Raw genomic sequence first — 16,922 nt, forward strand, 5'->3', positions numbered from 1 at the left:
TTACACTGGTGTCCATGACCGAGAAACAGCGCTACGACGTGCTTCGTCAGTACGCCGACTTCGAACTGCGTCACTATCCCCGCACCGTGCTGGTGCAGGTGGAGGTGGCCGGGGACTTCTCCGCGGCCGGCAACCGCGGCTTCGGGCCGCTCTTCCAATACATCAGCGGCAACAACCAGACCTCGACACGCCTCGCGATGACCGCGCCCGTGATCCAGGAGACCACGACCCCGCAGAGCCACACCGTCAGCTTCGTCCTCCCCGACGGGATGCCGCCCGCGGAGGTGCCCGTGCCCCGCGACGCGCAGGTCAGCACGAAGGAGGTCCCCGAGCGCACGGTCGCCGCCCGCCGCTTCAACGGCGGCTGGAGCGAGGAAAGGTTCGCGCAGAACGGCACCCTCCTCGTCGACGCGGTGAGCCGCGAGGGTCTCCTGCTCGCAGGCCGACCCTATTTCGCCCGCTTCGACCCACCCTGGAAGCCGGGCTTCCTCAGGCACAACGAAGCGCTCATCGCCGTCACCGTCACCGGTTCCGGTTCCGGTTCCGGAATCTCCTAGTCGTCGGAATTGTCCGTCGAGCTGCCGTGTTGTCGGTCATCACCCGACGCGTCGCGTAGACCATGCCCGCGAAGGCACCGGCCATGGTCAGCGGAGCCACCTCATTCGTTCCGATCACGGCCGCCGCGGTCTGCACGAGCGGGCTGCCGTCGGCGCGATGCACTCCGAAAGCCGCGGCCGTCTGAAGGATGCCGCACAGGTCCAGTTTCTTCGCCATCCCGATGAAACCCGTATTGATCGAGCCGAGGGTGGACTCGAGCGCGCTGGAGTTTCCGCCGCTCTCCCCGGCGTCGTTTCTCGGGTTTCGGTTCTGAAAATCATAGTTCTGCGGCCCCGACAACTGTCGTTGAACGTGCCCTGGATGGCCGGTTGAACCGGTGTGGCCACGGCAGCCTGGAATTCCGCTGCGGTGATCTTCTCGTGCTCGACCATCTCGCGCGGGATGTAGTCCCGGCGTGCCTTGTTGACTGCGTAGCCGTTGGTCTCACTGCCGGGATTGTCGAGGCGGAACTTGGCCGGGTTGTCCACGATCTCCACCAGGTTTGCGGCCTGCGGCAGGGTGAGCTCTGCGGCCGTCGTGCCGAAGTAGTAGTTCGCCGCGGCCTCGATGCCGTAGACGGTGCCGCCGAAACCGGTGATGTTGAGGTACTGGCGCAGGATGTCGTTCTGGGGGAATTTCTTCTCCGCCCCGATTGCGAGGCGCATTTTCTTGATCTCGCGGGCGGGGGTGGCGGCGATGACGGCATCCCGGGCGTAGGGGCTGATCTCGTCCCAGTCGACCTCGATGCGGTTCTGATCGTAGAAAGAGGCCAGCAGCACGGACGTGCCGTCGTTCTGGGCGGCGTAGGTGTTGCTCTTCTGGGAGAGCGGTTCTATGTCCGGGTAGCCCGGCAGACTCTCGAACACGGTGATCGAAACCACGAGGCCCAGCCCTCCGATGAGCAGAAATGCGAGTCCGCCACCGAGCCCGCAAATGCCGATCAGTCGAACCACTCCGGCTTTTCCGCGGTTGGCAGGGGGCATCCTCTGGCTTACTGCGCAGAAAAGGCGTGGCACCGCTAGAGATGCCACGCCCCGTCTGGTTCGAGTGTGATTCGCGTCTAGAAGACCGTCAAGCCCCGCGCCTCGAACTGGGCCCTCACCCGCACCAGCAGTGCCTCATCCGGAGGATGAGAGCCGTGCAGCGGGTATGGAATGTTCAGCCGGTCCCATTTGTCCTCCCCCATCTGGTGGAAGGGCAGAACCTCGACGCGCTGCACGTTCGGCCAGCGCGACACGATCTCGGCGACGGCGTCGACGTTGTCGACGGCGTCGGTCAGACCCGGGACGAGAACGAAACGCGCCCAGACGGGAATGTTCCGCTCGCTCAGGCGGTCACCGAATGCGATCGTCGGAGCGAGGTCTCGGCCGGTCACCTCTTTGTACGTCTCGGGGATGCCGGACTTGACGTCGAGCAGCACGAGGTCGAGGTTGTCCAGCAGCGTGTCCGACGCGCTCTTGCCCAGGAACCCAGAGGTGTCCAGGGTGGTGTGCACGCCGAGCTTGTGGCACTCCTCGAAGAGTCGAGTCACAAAGGCAGGCTGCATGAGCGGTTCGCCACCGGAGATGGTCAGCCCTCCGCCGGTCGAGTCGAAGACGCCCTTATAGCGCTTGACCCTGGCGACGAGGTCGTCCAGCGTGGTGAGCAACCCATCCTTCATCTTCCAGGTGTCCGGGTTGTGGCAGTACTGGCAGCGCAGCAGACACCCGGAAAGGAAGAGTGTCATTCGCGTGCCGGGACCGTCAACGGCGGTGACCAGTTCCCATGAGTGGACACTGGCGACCGATCCGTTGTGAATCGCCTCCATTTCGAGGTGGTGGAGTTCAGCCAGTTCGGCTTGTTCACTGCTTACGGATGAACCGTCCACCAGGGCGATCGCCGCGCCGGCGCTGGGCAGACCGAGGTTTACTGCTGGCATTGTCTCGTCCTACTCAGCGTCGCCGCGTTGATATCAGTGATCAGTGCGAGTGGAACGTGCGGCTGATGACATCCATCTGCTGCTCGCGGGTCAGGCGGACGAAGTTCACCGCGTAGCCGGACACGCGAATCGTCAGCTGCGGGTAGTTCTCCGGGTGCGCCATGGCGTCTTCGAGAGTGTCGCGGTTGAGCACGTTCACGTTGATGTGGTAACCGGTTGCCGACGTGAACGCGTCGATGAGGCCGACCAGGCTGGTGATCTGCTCTTCCTTGGTGTGGCCGAGACCACTGGGAACCACCGTGTTGGTCAGCGAGATGCCGTCCTGCGCTTCACTGTAGGGGAGCTTGGCGACGCTGAGCGCCGACGCGAGCATCCCGTGGGTGTCGCGGCCGTTCATCGGGTTGGCACCCGGAGCGAACGACTCGCCCTTGCGGCGACCATCCGGCGTGTTGCCGGTGGCCTTGCCGTAGACCACGTTGGACGTGATCGTCAGGATCGACTGGGTGTGGATGGCGTCGCGGTAGGTCGGGTGCTTGCGGATCATTTTCATGAACCGCTCCATCACGTCGACGGCGATGGTGTCGACGCGGTCGTCATCGTTGCCGAACTGGGGGAACTCGCCCTCGATCGTGTAGTCGACGACCAGGCCGGTCTCGTCGCGCACCGGGCGGACCGTGGCGTACTTGATGGCCGACAGGGAGTCGGCGACCACACTCAGGCCGGCGATTCCGCAAGCCATCGTGCGGATGATCTCCTTGTCGTGCAGCGCCATTTCGAGACGCTCGTAGGCATACTTGTCGTGCATGTAGTGAATACAGTTCAAAGCCGTGACGTAGGTCTCGGCGAGCCACTCGAGCGTTTCCAGGTAGGCCGGGAAGACGGTGTCGTAGGAAAGCACCTCGTCGGCGTTCGGCGTGGTGGCCGGGGCAACCTGCTTGCCGGACACCTCGTCTTTTCCACCGTTAATCGAGTACAGCAACGCCTTGACGGCGTTGACGCGTGCACCGAAGAACTGCATCTGCTTGCCGACGCGCATGGGCGAGACGCAGCAGGCGATCGCGGCGTCGTCACCCATCTCGGCGCGGATGATCTCGTCGGACTCGAACTGGATGGCCGAGGTGTCGATCGACACCTGCGCACAGAAACGCTTGAAGCCCTCGGGCAGGGCGTCGCTCCAGAGAACGGTGAGGTTCGGCTCGGGCGCTGCGCCGATGTTGTAAAGCGTCTGCAGGAAACGGAACGTGGTCTTGGTGACGAGCGGGCGGCCGTCTTCACCGATGCCGGCGAGCGACTCGGTGACCCAGGTCGGGTCGCCGGCGAAAATCTCGTCGTATTCGGGGGTGCGCAGGAAGCGCACGATGCGCAGCTTGATGACGAGGTCGTCGATCAGCTCCTGGGCGCCCTCTTCGGTCAGGGTGCCGGCGACGAGTTCGCGCTCGATGTAGGTGTCGAGGAAGGCCGCGTTGCGGCCGAACGACATTGCAGCACCGTTTTGTTCCTTGACGGCGCCGAGGTAGGCGAAGTAGAGCCATTGCACGGCTTCGCGCGCGGTGGTGGCCGGCTTGGAGATGTCGGAGCCGTAGGAGGCCGCCATCTGGATGAGTTCCTTGAGGGCCCGGATCTGCTCCGAGTTTTCCTCGCGGGCGCGAATGATGTCCTCGGTCGAGGGCTCCATGTCGAGCTCGGCGCGGTCGTTCTTCTTGCCCGAGATGAGGGCATCGACGCCGTAGAGGGCGACACGGCGGTAGTCGCCGATGATACGGCCGCGGCCGTAGGCGTCGGGCAGTCCGGTGATCAGGTGGCTGTTTCGTGCACGACGGACCCCGGGAGGGTAGACGTCGAAGACGGCGGTGTTGTGGGTCTTGCGGTAATCGGTGAAGACTTTTTCAAGTTCGGGAGACACGGGGTAGCCGTAGGTCTCGAGCGAGGTGGCAACCATGCGCCACCCGCCGAAAGGCATAATGGCACGCTTGAGCGGAGCATCCGTCTGCAGTCCGACGATTACCTCGTTTGCCTGGTCGATGTAGCCCGGAGCGTGGGCCGTAATGGACGACGGCGTGGTGGCGTCGACGTCGTAGACGCCTTTACGGCGTTCCTCGGGGAACATCTCGGACAGCTTGGCCCAGATCCCCGTGGTGCGTGCGGTCGCTCCGACAAGGAAGCTCGAGTCACCCAGGTAGGGGGTGTAATTGCGCTGGATGAAGTCGCGCAGATCGATCGAATCCTGCCAGGGGCCGGAGGCGAAGTCAGTCCGACCGGCATCATCCGTTCCGCTGCGAACACCTTCAGTGATTGTCATGTAGATTGCTCTCCTCGTGGGATCGAGACACCCTCCGCGAAAGTGTCTCTCCCGCAGTCGGGCCGAGAGAGCAGGACCACGAGGCTCCGGCTAATGCAACGATGCACCGTGTGACTTGCCCTCTTTTCCAACACTACTCCCGTCAGACCCACCCGAACGCGAAATTTATAAGATTGCATCCATTGATGCATTTATAGATAGGTGCATGTGTGACTAAGGTTGAGGCATGAGCTTCCTCCCGATGTCCCGCGGAGCCGCCAGGCCCCCCGCCGCGGCCCCCTCCGCCGTCGACCGGATCTACACGACCGTCGCCGACGCCATCATCTCCGGCACCTTGGCCGCAAGCTCGCTGATCACCGAGGGCGAAATTGCCGAGGCCCTCTCCACCAGCCGCACCCCCGTGCGGGAGGCCTTCCTCGAACTCCAGGCCCACGGGCTCCTGACGCTCTTCCCCAAGAAGGGCGCGGTCGTCACAGCCCTGGGCGACACGGAGACGGCCGAGCTGCTGCAGGTGCGCGTCATGCTGGAGAACACGGCGGTGACCCTGCTCAGCGAGCGGCCGGACGACATCCCGGGCGTCGACGCCGAGTTGCAGGACCTTATTCGGGTCCAGTCCGACGCCGCCCTGGCCGGCGACCTGCTCACGTTCGCCCGCGCCGACCACCGGTTCCATGCCCGCATCGTCGACGAGACGCATAACCGGGTCATCGACGGGATCTACACCCGGCTCGGCCCCAGGCTTGAGCGCCTCGTGCACCGGGCAGCCCTGCGCGACCCGCGCAACCTCGACCGTCTGGTGGCCGAACACCGAATCCTTGCCCACCACCTGCGCGGCGGCGACACCCTCGCCTACGAGGTCGCTCTGCGCCAGCACGTCGAAGACGGTCATCACGCGCAGCTGGCGCCCTGACCGTCCCCCACCTTCCCGCACCTGCTTTTCAGAAAAGACCCATGACTTTCCGCCGCACCGTTCCCGCCTGGCAGCTCGCCGCTCCTGCCCTGTTCGTCATGGCTTGGGGTGGGAACCACTTCACGCCCCTCCTGCACATGTACGAATCGCTCGGCCACTATTCCGTCGTCATGACCGACCTCTTCCTCGGCTTCTACGTGGTGGGCCTGGTCCCCGGGCTGCTGCTCGCCGGCGCACTCTCGGACCGCTACGGGCGCAAACCCTTGACCTTGGCAGGCGTCGTCCTGGGAATTCTCGCCAGCATCCTGCTGGGTCTGGGATTCTCAAGCGGGATCATGCTCTCCGCCGGGCGCCTGCTGGCGGGGCTGAGCGTCGCCGTGGCGATGGCGGTGGGAACCGCGTGGCTCAAGGAACTGTCCAGCCCGCCGTTCGACAACCAGGCCGGCCGCACGGCAGGGGCACGGCGGCCTTCACTCACCCTCACGGTCGGGTTCGGGCTCGGGGCCGGGGTGGCCGGAGTGCTCGCGCAGTGGGGGCCGATGCCGACCCTCTCCCCTTATGTCGTGCACATCGTGCTCAGCCTGCTTGTGCTCCCCCGCCTGCTGAGGGCCCCGGAGACCGTGCCGCGCTACCGGGCACACCGGCCCTTCTGGCAGGACCTGGCGGTTCCGCTGGCCGGACACCGCCGCTTCGTGCGCGTGATCATTCCGTCAGCTCCCTGGGTCTTCGGCGCCGCCGGCATCGCCTACGCGATCATGCCCACTCTGGTCCAGGACCAACTCGGCAGCCTCAACCTCGCCTACGCGACCCTGCTCACGGTTGTGACCCTCGGCACCGGCGCGCTCGCGCAACCGCAGGTGGCTCGGATCAACCGGGTCACCGATGGGCGTGCACTCATGGTCGGGATGTCCGTGATGCTGCTGGGAGTGGGTCTCAGCGTGGCCACGGCGATCGTGCTGTCCCCGGTGCTCGCGTTCCTCACGGCCGTCGTGCTCGGCGCCGCCTACGGTGTGAGCATCGTGGCCGGGCTCGTGGAGATCCAGAAGATCTCCACGGCGGCCGACCTGGCGGGTATCACCGGGGTCTACTACAGCCTCACCTACATCGGCTTCCTGCTGCCGGTCGCCTTCGCCTGGCTCAATGCCGTGGCCGGTTACCCGGTGCTTCTGAGCATTCTGTTCGTGGTCTGCGCGCTCTGCCTGGCCCTGGTGGCGAACGGGATGCGCCGGCGCGTCACCGAGTAGGCGGCACCTGGATTATCGTCATCCCATGCCCTATTCGCTCCGCCATCTCCTTCCCGCCGACGCCGCACCGGTGCTCGGACTCAACAACGCCGCTGTGCCTGCCGTCAACGCCCATGACGAGGCGAGCCTCTCCGCCCTGCTCGCGGCCAGCAGCCACGCCCTCGCGGTCGTGCACGACGACGCGCCGGAAGAGGTGCTCGGCTTCGCCGTGCTGTTCGGGGCCGACGCCGACTACGCGAGCGAGAACTACCGATGGTTCTCCGCCCGGTCGGAGTCCTTCCTCTACGTGGACCGCATCGTGGTGTCGGACCAGGCCCGCAACCAGGGTCTCGGCGCCCTGCTCTACACCGCGATTTTCGCGGCGGCCCGCGCGGCCGAGGTCGGCCAGGTCTTCTGCGAAGTGAACATCGCACCTCCGAACCCTCGGTCGCTGGCGTTCCACTCCCGGCTCGGCTTCGAGCCGATCGGCGAGCAGTCGACGAAGGGTGGCACCGTCGTGGTGTCCCTGCTGTCGGCTCCCGTCGGCGCGGGCGTACGCTGAGGCCATGACTGTCGACGGTCGCGCAATCCCACTTCCGGATTACCTCAACCACTGGGTGGCGACGCAGCGATGGTTCGCCGACAAGGGCCGTGTGCCGAGACTGGTCAGCATCGGGCGCTGGGTGCTTCCGAGCGAGGAAGCCGAGGTGGACATCCGCACTGAGCTCGTCTTCGATGCCGCAGCCCCGACCCGCACCCTCTACCAGTTGCCCCTGACCCAGCGGACCACTCCCCTCCCCGCAGGCGGGCAGGGCCTCATCGTCACCCTCGCCGACGGCAGCGCGGTCTACGACGGCACCGCCGACCCGGCCTACGGGCGCGCTCTGCTGGGTTTCATCCTGCGCCAGGCCTCCTCACCTGAGCCCGAAAACCTCGGCGCGCGGGCTCGCGGCGAACTCCACTCGAGCGCAGATCCCGCCGAACGGCCGGCCCGGGTTGTCGCCGGCCGTCTGCTGCGCGGAGAACAGTCGAACACCTCGATCATCCTGGACTGCGTCGACGCCGCCGGGCGCCCGGCTCGTCCCGTCATCTGCAAGGTGTTCCGGATGCTGCATCCCGGCGAGAATCCGGACGTGTCCGTGCAATCGGCCCTGGCCCGGGCCGGCTCACACTTCGTGCCGGAACCGGTGGGCTGCGTGGTCGGCGAGTGGACCGAGCCGGAGCAACCGCGGGTCACCCTCACGGGCCATCTCGTCTTCGCCCAGGAGTTCCTGCCGGGCGCCCCGGATGCCTGGCGGGCCGCCCTGGCCTCGGCCGGGGCCGGGGAGGACTTTAGCGAACAGGCGCGGGCGCTGGGCGTGGCGACGGCAGCCGTGCACGCCGACCTGGCCGCCGTGATGCCCACTCACGACGCCACCCCCGCGGTCATCGCCGCCGAACTCGGCCGGATGCGCGAGCGCTATCGCAGCGCCGCCGCCGAGGTGCCCGCCCTGACCGGCTACGATACGGCCGTCGAGGCGATCTTCGAGCGGGCGGAGAGGGCTTGCTGGCCCCGGCTGCAGCGCATCCACGGCGATTTCCACCTCGGCCAGGCCCTCGAGGTCCCCGGCCGCGGCTGGGTGCTGGTGGATTTCGAGGGCGAACCGCTGCGCCCCCTCGACGATCGCACCCAGCCGGATGTGCCGTTGAAGGACATCGCCGGGATGCTGCGGTCCTTCTCCTATGTGGCCGGCACGGTGGAGCGGTCCTCGCCCGGCGACCAGACGGCGTCGGCCGAAGCGTGGGCCGCGGCGTGCCAGCACGCGTTCCTCGACGGCTACACGCTGCGATCCGGCCAGAGCCTGGCCGGTCAGGAGCCCCTGCTCGACGCGTTCGAGCTGGACAAGGCCCTCTACGAGGCCGTCTACGAGACCCGCAACCGACCCTCCTGGCTGCCGATCCCGCTCGCGGCCATCCGCGGCCTCGTCCTGGAGGTCTCCGCCGGATTGCCGTGAGCGGCCGGAACGGCCGGTCAGCGCTTGAGCTCGGGGAATTGGTCGTCGCGCCACTCACCGGGGAGCCGGGTGTTCTCGGCGGCCGCGGCATCCTCGCGCATGCGCAGTTCCACCCGGCGGATCTTGCCGGAACTGGTCTTGGGCAGCTCGTAGAACTCGACCCGCCGCACCCGCATGTACGGGGGCAGACCGGTGCGGGCGTGGCGCAGCACCGAGAGCGCCGTTTCGCCGTTGGACTCCCAGCCCGCCGCCAGGGCGATGTAGGCCTTGGCGATGTTCAGCCGGGTGTCGTCGGGCGCGGGCACGACGGCCGCCTCGGCCACGGCCGGGTGCTCCAGCAGCACGCTCTCGACCTCGAACGGGGAGACCTTGTAGTCGGAGGACTTGAAGATGTCGTCGGTGCGGCCGATGAACGTGATGTAGCCTTCGGCGTCGCGGCTGGCGACATCACCGGTGTGGAAGTAACCGTCCCGCACGGCCTCCCGCGTGCGTTCGGGATCCCCGTGGTAGCCGGCCATCAGGTTGACCGCGGTGCGGGACAGGTCGAGGCAGATCTCGCCCTCGTCGCTCTCCTCACCGGTGATGGGATCGAGCAGCGTGATCGCGACGCCCGGCAGGGGCATCCCCATCGAACCGGCCAGAAGTGCGGAACCCGGGGCGTTGCCCACGATCGCCGTGGTCTCGGTCTGGCCGTAGCCATCCCGGATGGTGAGTCCCCAGGAACGCTGGATCTGGTGGATGACCTCCGGGTTGAGCGGCTCGCCGGCCGAGATGATCTCGCGCAGGCCTACCGGCTTGGCGCCGACGTCGGATTGGATCAGCATGCGCCACACGGTCGGCGGGGCGCAGAAGGTGGTCACTTTCGCGCGGTGCAGCTGGTCGGCGAGGGCGAACGGGTCGAACCGGGCGTAGTTGTAGACGAAGACGGTGGCCTCGGCGATCCACGGGGCGAAGAAGCTGCTCCAGGCGTGCTTGCCCCAGCCGGGCGAGCTGATGGCCAGGTGCACGTCGTCCGGGCGGAGTCCGATCCAGTACATGGTGGTCAGGTGCCCCACGGGATAGGACGTCTGGGTGTGCACCACCATCTTCGGCTTGCTGGTGGTGCCCGAGGTGAAGTAGATCAGGGACGCGTCGTCGGAGGACACGACCACGGCGGGCTTCTCGGCCGCGACGAGCGCGGCATCCGCGTAGTCGGCCCAGCCGGGGGTGGCCGCACCGACGCAGACGCGCGAGAAGTCGCCGGGCACCGCGTCGAACTTGGCGGCGTCGCCGGCGTTGGCGATGACGTGCTGCACACCGCCGCGCAGAACCCGGTCGGCCAGGTCGCCGGTCGCAAGCACCGTGGACGTGGGCAGGATGACCGCGCCCACTTTCATGATGGCGAGCATCAGCTCCCAGAGCTCGACCTGGTTGCCCAGCATCAGCATGACGTGGTCGCCGTGCCCGACGCCCCGGGAGATCAGCCAGGTGGCCACCTGGTCGGAGCGCGCCGACATCTCACTGAAGGTCACCGTCAGTTCGCGACCATCTTCCTCCACGATCCACAGGGCGGTCTTGTCGTTGCCAGCGGCGATGACGTCGAACCAGTCGACGGCCCAGTTGAAGTTCGCCCCCACATCCGGCCACTCGAACTCGGCCTGGGCGCGCGCATGATCGTCTCGCAGCTGCAGAAGGTGGTCGCGCGCGCCTCGAAGGGCGGTGGTGCTCTGGGGGGTGGTCATCCGTCCCATCTTCCTCGGTTCAAATGCCCAAAACGGAATACGACACCCGGCCGCGGGGCCGGCAGGTCCCGCAGGTTCCGCAGCTCGGCGCCGTTCGGGCCGACAGCGCGAAGATCTTCCTCGGCGTGATAAAGCGCTTCAGGGAGTGGCGCGGATCGCGTCCACCAGGGCGGCGAAGCGGGCGTTGCCGGGCAGGTCGTCGATGAGCACGGACTTTCCGTCGGGGCCGGCCAGCGGGATGCGCCAGTTCGGGTACTCGTTCGAGGTCCCGGGCTGGTTCTGGGTCCGGCGCTCGCCGACCGCATCCACCAGAGCCACGCCAAGGAGCGACGAGGGCGTCAGTGCGGTGTACGCGTAGAGCGCCTCAACCGTTTCCTGCACGGTCGGGGCTGGCTCGGTGCCGAGCGGCGGCAGCAGGCCGCGTTCGCGAAGCGCGGCCAGCATGGCGGACTGCTCGGCAAGGTCCGCGGTGCGCTCTTCCTCGACCGATCGCCCGAGCAGACCGAGCGATTCGCGCAGGGCCACGTGGTCGCCGGCGAGATAGCCGGCCGTGGGAGGCAGATCGTGGGTGTTCACACTGGTCAGGCAGGCCTGGCGGTACCGTTCGGGGGCCAGCGGCACGCCGTTGTCTCGTTCGAACCAGAGGATCGAGGTTCCGAAGATGCCGCGTTCGGCGAGGTAGTCGCGCACCCAGGGCTCGAAGACGCCGAGGTCTTCGCCGATCACCACGGCGCCGGCGCGCTGGGCCTCGAGGGCCAGGATGCCGATGAGTGCCTCGTGGTCGTAGTGCACGTAGGTGCCCTCTCCCGGTCCGGCGCCGACCGGGATCCACCACAGGCGGAACAGACCCAGAATGTGGTCCACCCGGATGCCGCCGGCGTGGTGCAGGATGCTGCGGAGCATGTCCCGGTAGGCGACGTAGCCCGACTCGGCCAGCCGGCCGGGGTGCCACGGCGGCTGCGACCAGTTCTGGCCCTGCTGGTTGAACATGTCCGGCGGGGCGCCCACGGTCATGCCCGGGGCGAGAACGCCCTGCAGGGTCCAGGCGTCGGACCCGGTGAACTGCACCCCGACCGCGAGGTCGTGCACGATGCCGATGGCCATCCCGGCATCCGTCGCCGCGCGTTGAGCGGTCTCCAACTGCTGGTCGCAGAGCCACTGGAGCCAGCTGTGGAATTCTATGCGGTCCGCGAGCTGCTTCCGGTGCTCGGCGGCGAAGGGACCGCGGGGGCCGCGCGGCTCGATCGACCATTCCGGCGCATCCGCCGGGAACAACTCGGCCAGGGCGCACCAGAGCGCGAAGTCGACCAGACCCTGACCCTGCTCGGCGCAGAATTCCTCGAACCGGTGGGCACGGGAGGGGCTCGGCCGCACCTTGTGCACGGCTTCCAGCGCGGTCAGTTTGGCGGCATAGGCGCAGTCGCGGTCGAGGTGGTCCGCCTCCAGGTTGGCCGAGTGCTGCCGGTCAGCGAGGGACTCGACAACGGCTCGTGCCGCCGGGGCGAGGTAGGCGTATTCGGGCACGTCCTCGACCCGAATGTACAGCGGGTGGAAAAAGCGCCGGCTCGACGGCAGGTAGGGGGAGGGCTCGACCGGCGGGGCGGGCTCGGACGCGTGCAGCGGATTGACCAGGACGAAGTCGGCTCCGTACTGGGAGCCGGAGATGGCGGCCAGGTCGGCAAGGTCGGCGAAGTCGCCGATCCCCCAGCTCCGGGAGGAGCGCGCCGAGTAGAGCTGGGCCATCAAACCCCAGTCGCGATGCCCGGCCAGGTTGCGGGTGGTCTCGAGCCGGGGCGGGGTCACGACGAGGCCGCAGCGCGCCGTGTGGTCTCCGCTCTCTGCGTGCAGGGTATGCCAGCCCAGAGGCAGGCCGGCCGGAATTTGGAACATCGCCCGGCTCGTCGGCCGACCGTCGACGGTGCGGGGTTTCTCCCAGAGCCCGGTCTGCAACACCTCGTGCCGGGTGCCGTCCTCGGCGACGATCCAGACGAGGGCCGTCGAACCTGCGCCGGCGTGCACGGGCACCTCGGCCTCGCCGCCCGCGCGGAGCACCACGACGGGAGGCAGGAGCCGGCGCCAGGGCGCGAGGCTCTGCTCGGTCAGGGCCGCATCAACCTCGGCAGGCGTGCCGGCGGGAACGCCGAGGGCACCCAGGACCTTACGCAGGGTGCCGAAGTCGACCGCCCGTGAAGCACCGTCCCAGCCGGTGAAAGAGGTGTCAACCCCGAGTGATCGTGCCAGTTCCAGCAGCGCCGCCGCAGAACGGTCGGTTGGTTCGAGTTCCATGGGACCACTCTAGATCCGGGACCGGTTCCGGACCCGCGCCGGACCCCGCCGGCTCTACCTGCCGAAGCGCGAGACGAAGGCCTTCATCAGCTTGGCCGGCTCGGTGACGATGGATGCGTCGATCGCCGCGATGACGTCGTCCAGGGCGTCGGGATCGAAGTAGCCGGACTCGCGGTAGATGCGGATGCGGGTCAGGATGCCGGCATTGGTCAGTTCCGGATGGAATTGCGTCGCGTAGACGTTGTTGCCGACCCGGAACGCCTGCACGGGACAGTTCTGCCCGGTCGCCAGCAGGACGGCGCCGGGCGGCAGCTCTGAACAGGCCTCCTTGTGCCCGACGAAAGCCTGGAAGGTGGGCACGAGCGCGGCGAACAGCTGGTCGGCTGCGCCTGCCTCGGTGAGGGAGATCCAGGTCGGCCCGGCCTCCTCGGACCAGGTGCGGTCCAGCCTGCCGCTCAGATGGCTGGTGAGCAGTCCGACACCGTAGCAGGCACCGAGGAAGGGGAAGTCCCGGGCCAGCACCTGGTCGAGGAGGGCGGCCAACTCGGCCTCGACGCGGCGTTGCACGGACGACTTGATCTCGGCGGAATCGCTCGCGTTGAAGGGGCTGCCGCCCACGATGATGCCCGAGTATCCGTTCAGGTCGATCGGCGGCATCGGCGCAGCCTCGAGCCGCACCCGGTGGAGCTGGTCGGGTTCCAGATCGCCGGCCGCGAGGAAGCCGGCGTACTCGTCATCGGCGGCTTCGTCCTCAGAACGGGTGGCGAGCAGCAGGAAGGGCTTCACAGCATCATCGTAGTGGCGGGCCTCGGTAGACGCGGCTCCGGCTTCGACCTGGCTGTGAGCGCGTCGAAGACCTGGTCTCCCCCTGCACCAGGAGCTGCTGCATCTGCGCGGCGTCGAATGCGAACCCCCCACCACCGACCTATGCGGGTGCGCCGGCGATGTTGACCATCCAGCTCACGCCGAATCTATCGACGCACATGCCGAAGCTGTCGCCCCACGGCGACGGCTCGAGCGGCATGACGACGGTGCCCCCGGCCGCGAGCTTGTCCCAGTAGCCGCGCAGCACCGGTTCGTCGTCGCCGCTGAGCGACACGGAATAGTTGGTGCCCGGACGGTACTCCATCCGGTTCGGAGTGTCGGAAGCCATCAGCACCAGGCCGTCGTCGGTGGTCAGCATGGCGTGCATAATCTTGTCCTGCTCAGCCTTGTCGTCGCTCGCCTCGAACTCGTCGAACGTGCTCAGCGTCAGCTCGCCGCCGAACACCGTCCGGTAGAACTCCATCGCTTCCCGGGTCGTATCCCGGAACCCCAGGTAGGGATTGAGTTGGGTCGTCATGGTGGAGCCTCTTTCTGTCATGGGGCGAATGCTCCGATTATCGGCTCAACCCCGCGCCAGCACGAGGCGTGCGGGGAAGTCTCCTACGCTGGAACCATGGACTCCCCCAGGGCCGCCCTGCTGCGGCCGATTCTCACCCTCACCATCAACCCCGCTCTCGACGTGAGCACGTCAACCGAGCACGTGGTCAGCGAGCACAAGATGCGCTGCGGCCGGTCCCGCCTCGACCCGGGCGGCGGCGGCGTGAACGTGGCTCGGGTAGTGCAACGTCTCGGCGGGCAGGCCCTGGCCGTGTACACCGCGGGCGGCCCTACCGGGGAGGCCTTCCGCCGGCTGATCGAAGCCGAACGCATCCCGACCATCGCGGTGCCGATCCATGGCAGCACCCGCGAGAGCTTCACCGTCGACGAGACTGGCACCGGCAAGCAGTTCCGTTTCGTGCTGGAAGGCCCCGAGCTCAGTGAAACCGAGTGGCGGGCCTGTCTCGCGGTCGTCGGAGAGTCGATTCCGGTCGGCGGCTATTTGGTCGCCAGCGGCAGCCTGCCGCCGGGAGTCCCGGATGATTTCTACGCCCGGGTCACCCGTCTGGCGCACGGGCACGACGCCCGCTGCATCGTGGACACGTCCGGTCCCGCTCTCGCGGCCGCGCTCGACGAGGGGGTCTACCTGGTCAAACCGAGCGGGCGTGAGCTGGGAGAGCTCGTCGGCGCAACCCTCGACACCGAACAGAGCAAGATCGACGCGGCCGCCGAGCTCGTCGCCCGCGGGTCCGCGGAAGTCGTCGCGCTGACGCTCGGCGGAGCGGGAGCCGTGCTCGCCTCGGCGAGCGGGATCATCCGTCTGGGGGTGCCGCAGGTCACGGTGCAGAGCACCGTCGGGGCCGGCGACAGCTTTCTCGGTGCGTTCGTGCTGCGGATCGCGCAGGGGTTCCCGGTGGACCGGGCGTTCCGGGCCGCCGTCGCCGCCGGCAGCGCCACCGCGATGACACCGGCCACGGAACTCTGCCACCGGGTCGATGTGGAACGCCTGGAGGCCGAACTGGTGGCACTCGCGTGAAGCTCACCGACATTGACCCGCCCAGCCGTAGCTTTTCCCGGTGGCTCACCGACGAAGAGGTGGGGCAGGTGCTCGCCTCCAGCCGCGGCTGGAGGCTTGCGCCGGACGGCGGCGTGATGGCCGGCAAGATTCGCAAGACCCGGATCGCGCCGTCTCTGACCGCGCTCGGCGCCACCGCGGCCGCCGAGCGTTGGATCAGCCGCGCGGCGGCGCCCGGCAGGGACGGCAGCGGCCCGACGCACATCATGTGGGGTATCTTCAACGCCCGAACGGACGCCGAGATCGCGGCTAAAGTCGATTCATGACCGCTGACCCTGCCACCGGCACCCGCACCCCCCGCACCTCGATCCCCCGCTTGATCGGCCGATTGGCTCTGGGGGCATTCCTGCTCTTCGCCGGGATCAGCCACCTCGCCTGGAACCGTGAGGCGTTCCTCGCCCAGGTGCCCACCTGGTTGCCGCTCGAGGGTGATTTCGTCGTGGTTGCGTCGGGCCTGGTCGAGATCGCTCTGGGCCTGTCGCTGCTGCTGCTGGCCAGGCGCAAGGTGCAGGTGGGTTGGGTCGTGGCCCTGTTCTTCCTGGCAATCTTCCCCGGCAACATCTCCCAGTTCGTCACGGCCACCGATTCGTTCGGCCTGGATTCGGACCTGTCCCGTGGCATCCGCCTGCTCTTCCAGCCGGTGCTCGTGGCGTGGGCGCTGTGGTCGACCGGTGCGTGGCGCGCCTGGCGGGCACGCCGTGCAGCATAAGTGATACCCCATGGGGTATGTTGGGCGGACGAGTTCAACGAAAGGGTTCAACGGATGTGCCGTCAAGTCACGTGTAAGAAGTGTGGAAAAACGACCTGGGCCGGGTGCGGCCAGCACGTCGACCAGGTGATGCGAGGCGTTCCGGGTGCACAGCGGTGCCGCGGACACGAGAAAGACGCCCCGACCCCCGGCTTCTTCGCGCGGCTCTTCACCCGCAACTGAGTCCGGAGTCAGTAGTCGCTGGCGGACAGGTCGGACGCGGCGTCGTGCTTGAGCTTCAAAAGGGCGAGGTCGATGTGCAGAAACACCTCGGTGCGGGCCTCCCGCCGTGCCTCGTAATCGGGGTCATGCCAGTCGATGTTCAGCCTGATCAGGCGTGACGACACCGCGTCACTGACCTCGTCGCTGGCGGCCCGCTGGGCCCGCCGCACGAGACGCGCGACCTTGTCGTCGTCGGCGGCCACGGCCTCGAGGGCCTCGGCGAGCTTCTCATGCACGCGTCGGCGCAGTTTGAGCTGAATGATGTCGTGGTGCTGGTCTTCCGTGAGATCGGAGGTCCACCGTGACCTGGTCAGCTCTGTGCGCAGGTCCTTGACCCGGCGGGCGTACTGCTCGTTCTGCCGGGTGAGCAGGTGCAGCTCGTGCCGGGCGGTCGCCGCGTAGCGTTCCGGATCGTAGTCGGCGTGATCACCGAGAGCGCCCACGATGATGTCGTTCTTCACCGCCATTCGGACGGCGGAAAGCGCGATCTTGAGCCCCTCGTCGACGATCACCTTAATTGCGGCCACGCTACAAAATCTTACTGTGCAGGCCTGCCGAAATCAGGGC

The 16,922-nt window shown here is 67.5% G+C and carries 16 protein-coding genes; 8 read left to right on the top strand and 8 right to left on the bottom strand.

All coding sequences use genetic code 11. The features are described 5' to 3' along the window. Positions 1-14: 14 nt before the first annotated feature. On the top strand, positions 15-557 hold the full coding sequence (locus tag E3O47_RS02500) for a heme-binding protein (protein WP_104101402.1): 543 nt from the start codon (positions 15-17) through the stop codon (positions 555-557). A 114-nt stretch (positions 558-671) separates the two neighbouring features. Here E3O47_RS02500 and E3O47_RS02505 read toward each other — a convergent pair whose 3' ends face one another. The 3 genes from E3O47_RS02505 to pflB all read right to left on the bottom strand — a co-directional run bounded on the left by E3O47_RS02505 (position 672) and on the right by pflB (position 4,814). Then, complete coding sequence (locus E3O47_RS02505; protein ID WP_166785307.1) at positions 672-1,550, bottom strand: transglycosylase domain-containing protein; 879 nt, start codon at positions 1,548-1,550, stop codon at positions 672-674. A 107-nt stretch (positions 1,551-1,657) separates the two neighbouring features. Beyond that, positions 1,658-2,515, bottom strand: coding sequence for a pyruvate formate-lyase-activating protein (gene pflA / locus E3O47_RS02510; protein ID WP_104101408.1), 858 nt, complete (start codon positions 2,513-2,515; stop codon positions 1,658-1,660). A 40-nt stretch (positions 2,516-2,555) separates the two neighbouring features. Beyond that, complete coding sequence (gene pflB / locus E3O47_RS02515; protein WP_134342363.1) at positions 2,556-4,814, bottom strand: formate C-acetyltransferase; 2,259 nt, start codon at positions 4,812-4,814, stop codon at positions 2,556-2,558. Between the two features lie 226 nt (positions 4,815-5,040). On the opposite strand from pflB, the gene E3O47_RS02520 reads away from it, so the two are divergent. The 4 genes from E3O47_RS02520 to E3O47_RS02535 are packed head-to-tail and all read left to right on the top strand — an operon-like array spanning position 5,041 to position 8,941. Then, a complete protein-coding gene (locus E3O47_RS02520; protein ID WP_104101413.1) occupies positions 5,041-5,724 on the top strand; it encodes a GntR family transcriptional regulator in 684 nt (227 codons plus the stop codon). A gap of 41 nt (positions 5,725-5,765) precedes the next feature. Continuing rightward, positions 5,766-6,968, top strand: a complete 1,203-nt coding sequence (locus E3O47_RS02525; RefSeq protein WP_134419438.1) for an MFS transporter — start codon at positions 5,766-5,768, stop codon at positions 6,966-6,968. Positions 6,969-6,993: 25 nt separating this feature from the next. Continuing rightward, complete coding sequence (locus E3O47_RS02530; protein ID WP_134419439.1) at positions 6,994-7,509, top strand: GNAT family N-acetyltransferase; 516 nt, start codon at positions 6,994-6,996, stop codon at positions 7,507-7,509. A 4-nt stretch (positions 7,510-7,513) separates the two neighbouring features. Beyond that, a complete protein-coding gene (locus E3O47_RS02535) occupies positions 7,514-8,941 on the top strand; it encodes a phosphotransferase (protein WP_104101420.1) in 1,428 nt (475 codons plus the stop codon). A 17-nt stretch (positions 8,942-8,958) separates the two neighbouring features. Here E3O47_RS02535 and E3O47_RS02540 read toward each other — a convergent pair whose 3' ends face one another. From E3O47_RS02540 to E3O47_RS02555, 4 genes are all read right to left on the bottom strand, one after another. Beyond that, complete coding sequence (locus tag E3O47_RS02540; RefSeq protein WP_277613279.1) at positions 8,959-10,671, bottom strand: AMP-binding protein; 1,713 nt, start codon at positions 10,669-10,671, stop codon at positions 8,959-8,961. Between the two features lie 129 nt (positions 10,672-10,800). Beyond that, a complete protein-coding gene (gene malQ / locus E3O47_RS02545; RefSeq protein ID WP_134419440.1) occupies positions 10,801-12,948 on the bottom strand; it encodes a 4-alpha-glucanotransferase in 2,148 nt (715 codons plus the stop codon). Positions 12,949-13,002: 54 nt separating this feature from the next. Next, positions 13,003-13,734, bottom strand: coding sequence for a glutamine amidotransferase (locus tag E3O47_RS02550; RefSeq protein WP_104101427.1), 732 nt, complete (start codon positions 13,732-13,734; stop codon positions 13,003-13,005). A gap of 139 nt (positions 13,735-13,873) precedes the next feature. After that, positions 13,874-14,290, bottom strand: coding sequence for a VOC family protein (locus E3O47_RS02555; protein WP_134419441.1), 417 nt, complete (start codon positions 14,288-14,290; stop codon positions 13,874-13,876). Between the two features lie 96 nt (positions 14,291-14,386). On the opposite strand from E3O47_RS02555, the gene E3O47_RS02560 reads away from it, so the two are divergent. Genes E3O47_RS02560 through E3O47_RS02570 form a run of 3 tightly spaced genes read left to right on the top strand, consistent with a single transcriptional unit; the run spans position 14,387 to position 16,094 of the window. Next, on the top strand, positions 14,387-15,346 hold the full coding sequence (locus E3O47_RS02560; RefSeq protein WP_174721871.1) for a 1-phosphofructokinase family hexose kinase: 960 nt from the start codon (positions 14,387-14,389) through the stop codon (positions 15,344-15,346). Further along, positions 15,343-15,651: a hypothetical protein gene (locus tag E3O47_RS02565; RefSeq protein WP_104101432.1), complete on the top strand. Its 309-nt coding sequence runs from the start codon at positions 15,343-15,345 to the stop codon at positions 15,649-15,651. Before E3O47_RS02560 ends, E3O47_RS02565 begins: the two co-directional genes overlap by 4 nt. Continuing rightward, positions 15,648-16,094 (top strand): hypothetical protein, encoded by a 447-nt coding sequence (locus E3O47_RS02570; protein ID WP_134342369.1) that lies wholly within the window; start codon positions 15,648-15,650, stop codon positions 16,092-16,094. The genes E3O47_RS02565 and E3O47_RS02570 overlap by 4 nt, the downstream gene beginning before the upstream one ends. Before the next feature lie 230 nt (positions 16,095-16,324). Here the strand turns inward: E3O47_RS02570 and E3O47_RS02575 are convergent, their stop codons facing one another. Next, positions 16,325-16,882, bottom strand: coding sequence for a hypothetical protein (locus tag E3O47_RS02575; RefSeq protein WP_134342370.1), 558 nt, complete (start codon positions 16,880-16,882; stop codon positions 16,325-16,327). Positions 16,883-16,922 lie beyond the last annotated feature (40 nt).

Source organism: Cryobacterium sp. TMT2-17-1 (assembly GCF_004402765.1).
Classification (GTDB): domain Bacteria; phylum Actinomycetota; class Actinomycetes; order Actinomycetales; family Microbacteriaceae; genus Cryobacterium; species Cryobacterium sandaracinum.

Coding starts and splice junctions, on each gene's coding strand:
- E3O47_RS02555 (WP_134419441.1), bottom strand. CDS start 14,290: ATGACGACCCAACTCAATCCCTACCTGGGGTTCCGGGATACGACCCGG.
- E3O47_RS02500 (WP_104101402.1), top strand. CDS start 15: ATGACCGAGAAACAGCGCTACGACGTGCTTCGTCAGTACGCCGACTTC.
- pflB (WP_134342363.1), bottom strand. CDS start 4,814: ATGACAATCACTGAAGGTGTTCGCAGCGGAACGGATGATGCCGGTCGG.
- E3O47_RS02535 (WP_104101420.1), top strand. CDS start 7,514: ATGACTGTCGACGGTCGCGCAATCCCACTTCCGGATTACCTCAACCAC.
- pflA (WP_104101408.1), bottom strand. CDS start 2,515: ATGCCAGCAGTAAACCTCGGTCTGCCCAGCGCCGGCGCGGCGATCGCC.
- E3O47_RS02570 (WP_134342369.1), top strand. CDS start 15,648: ATGACCGCTGACCCTGCCACCGGCACCCGCACCCCCCGCACCTCGATC.
- E3O47_RS02540 (WP_277613279.1), bottom strand. CDS start 10,671: ATGGGACGGATGACCACCCCCCAGAGCACCACCGCCCTTCGAGGCGCG.
- E3O47_RS02560 (WP_174721871.1), top strand. CDS start 14,387: ATGGACTCCCCCAGGGCCGCCCTGCTGCGGCCGATTCTCACCCTCACC.
- E3O47_RS02530 (WP_134419439.1), top strand. CDS start 6,994: ATGCCCTATTCGCTCCGCCATCTCCTTCCCGCCGACGCCGCACCGGTG.
- malQ (WP_134419440.1), bottom strand. CDS start 12,948: ATGGAACTCGAACCAACCGACCGTTCTGCGGCGGCGCTGCTGGAACTG.
- E3O47_RS02525 (WP_134419438.1), top strand. CDS start 5,766: ATGACTTTCCGCCGCACCGTTCCCGCCTGGCAGCTCGCCGCTCCTGCC.
- E3O47_RS02520 (WP_104101413.1), top strand. CDS start 5,041: ATGAGCTTCCTCCCGATGTCCCGCGGAGCCGCCAGGCCCCCCGCCGCG.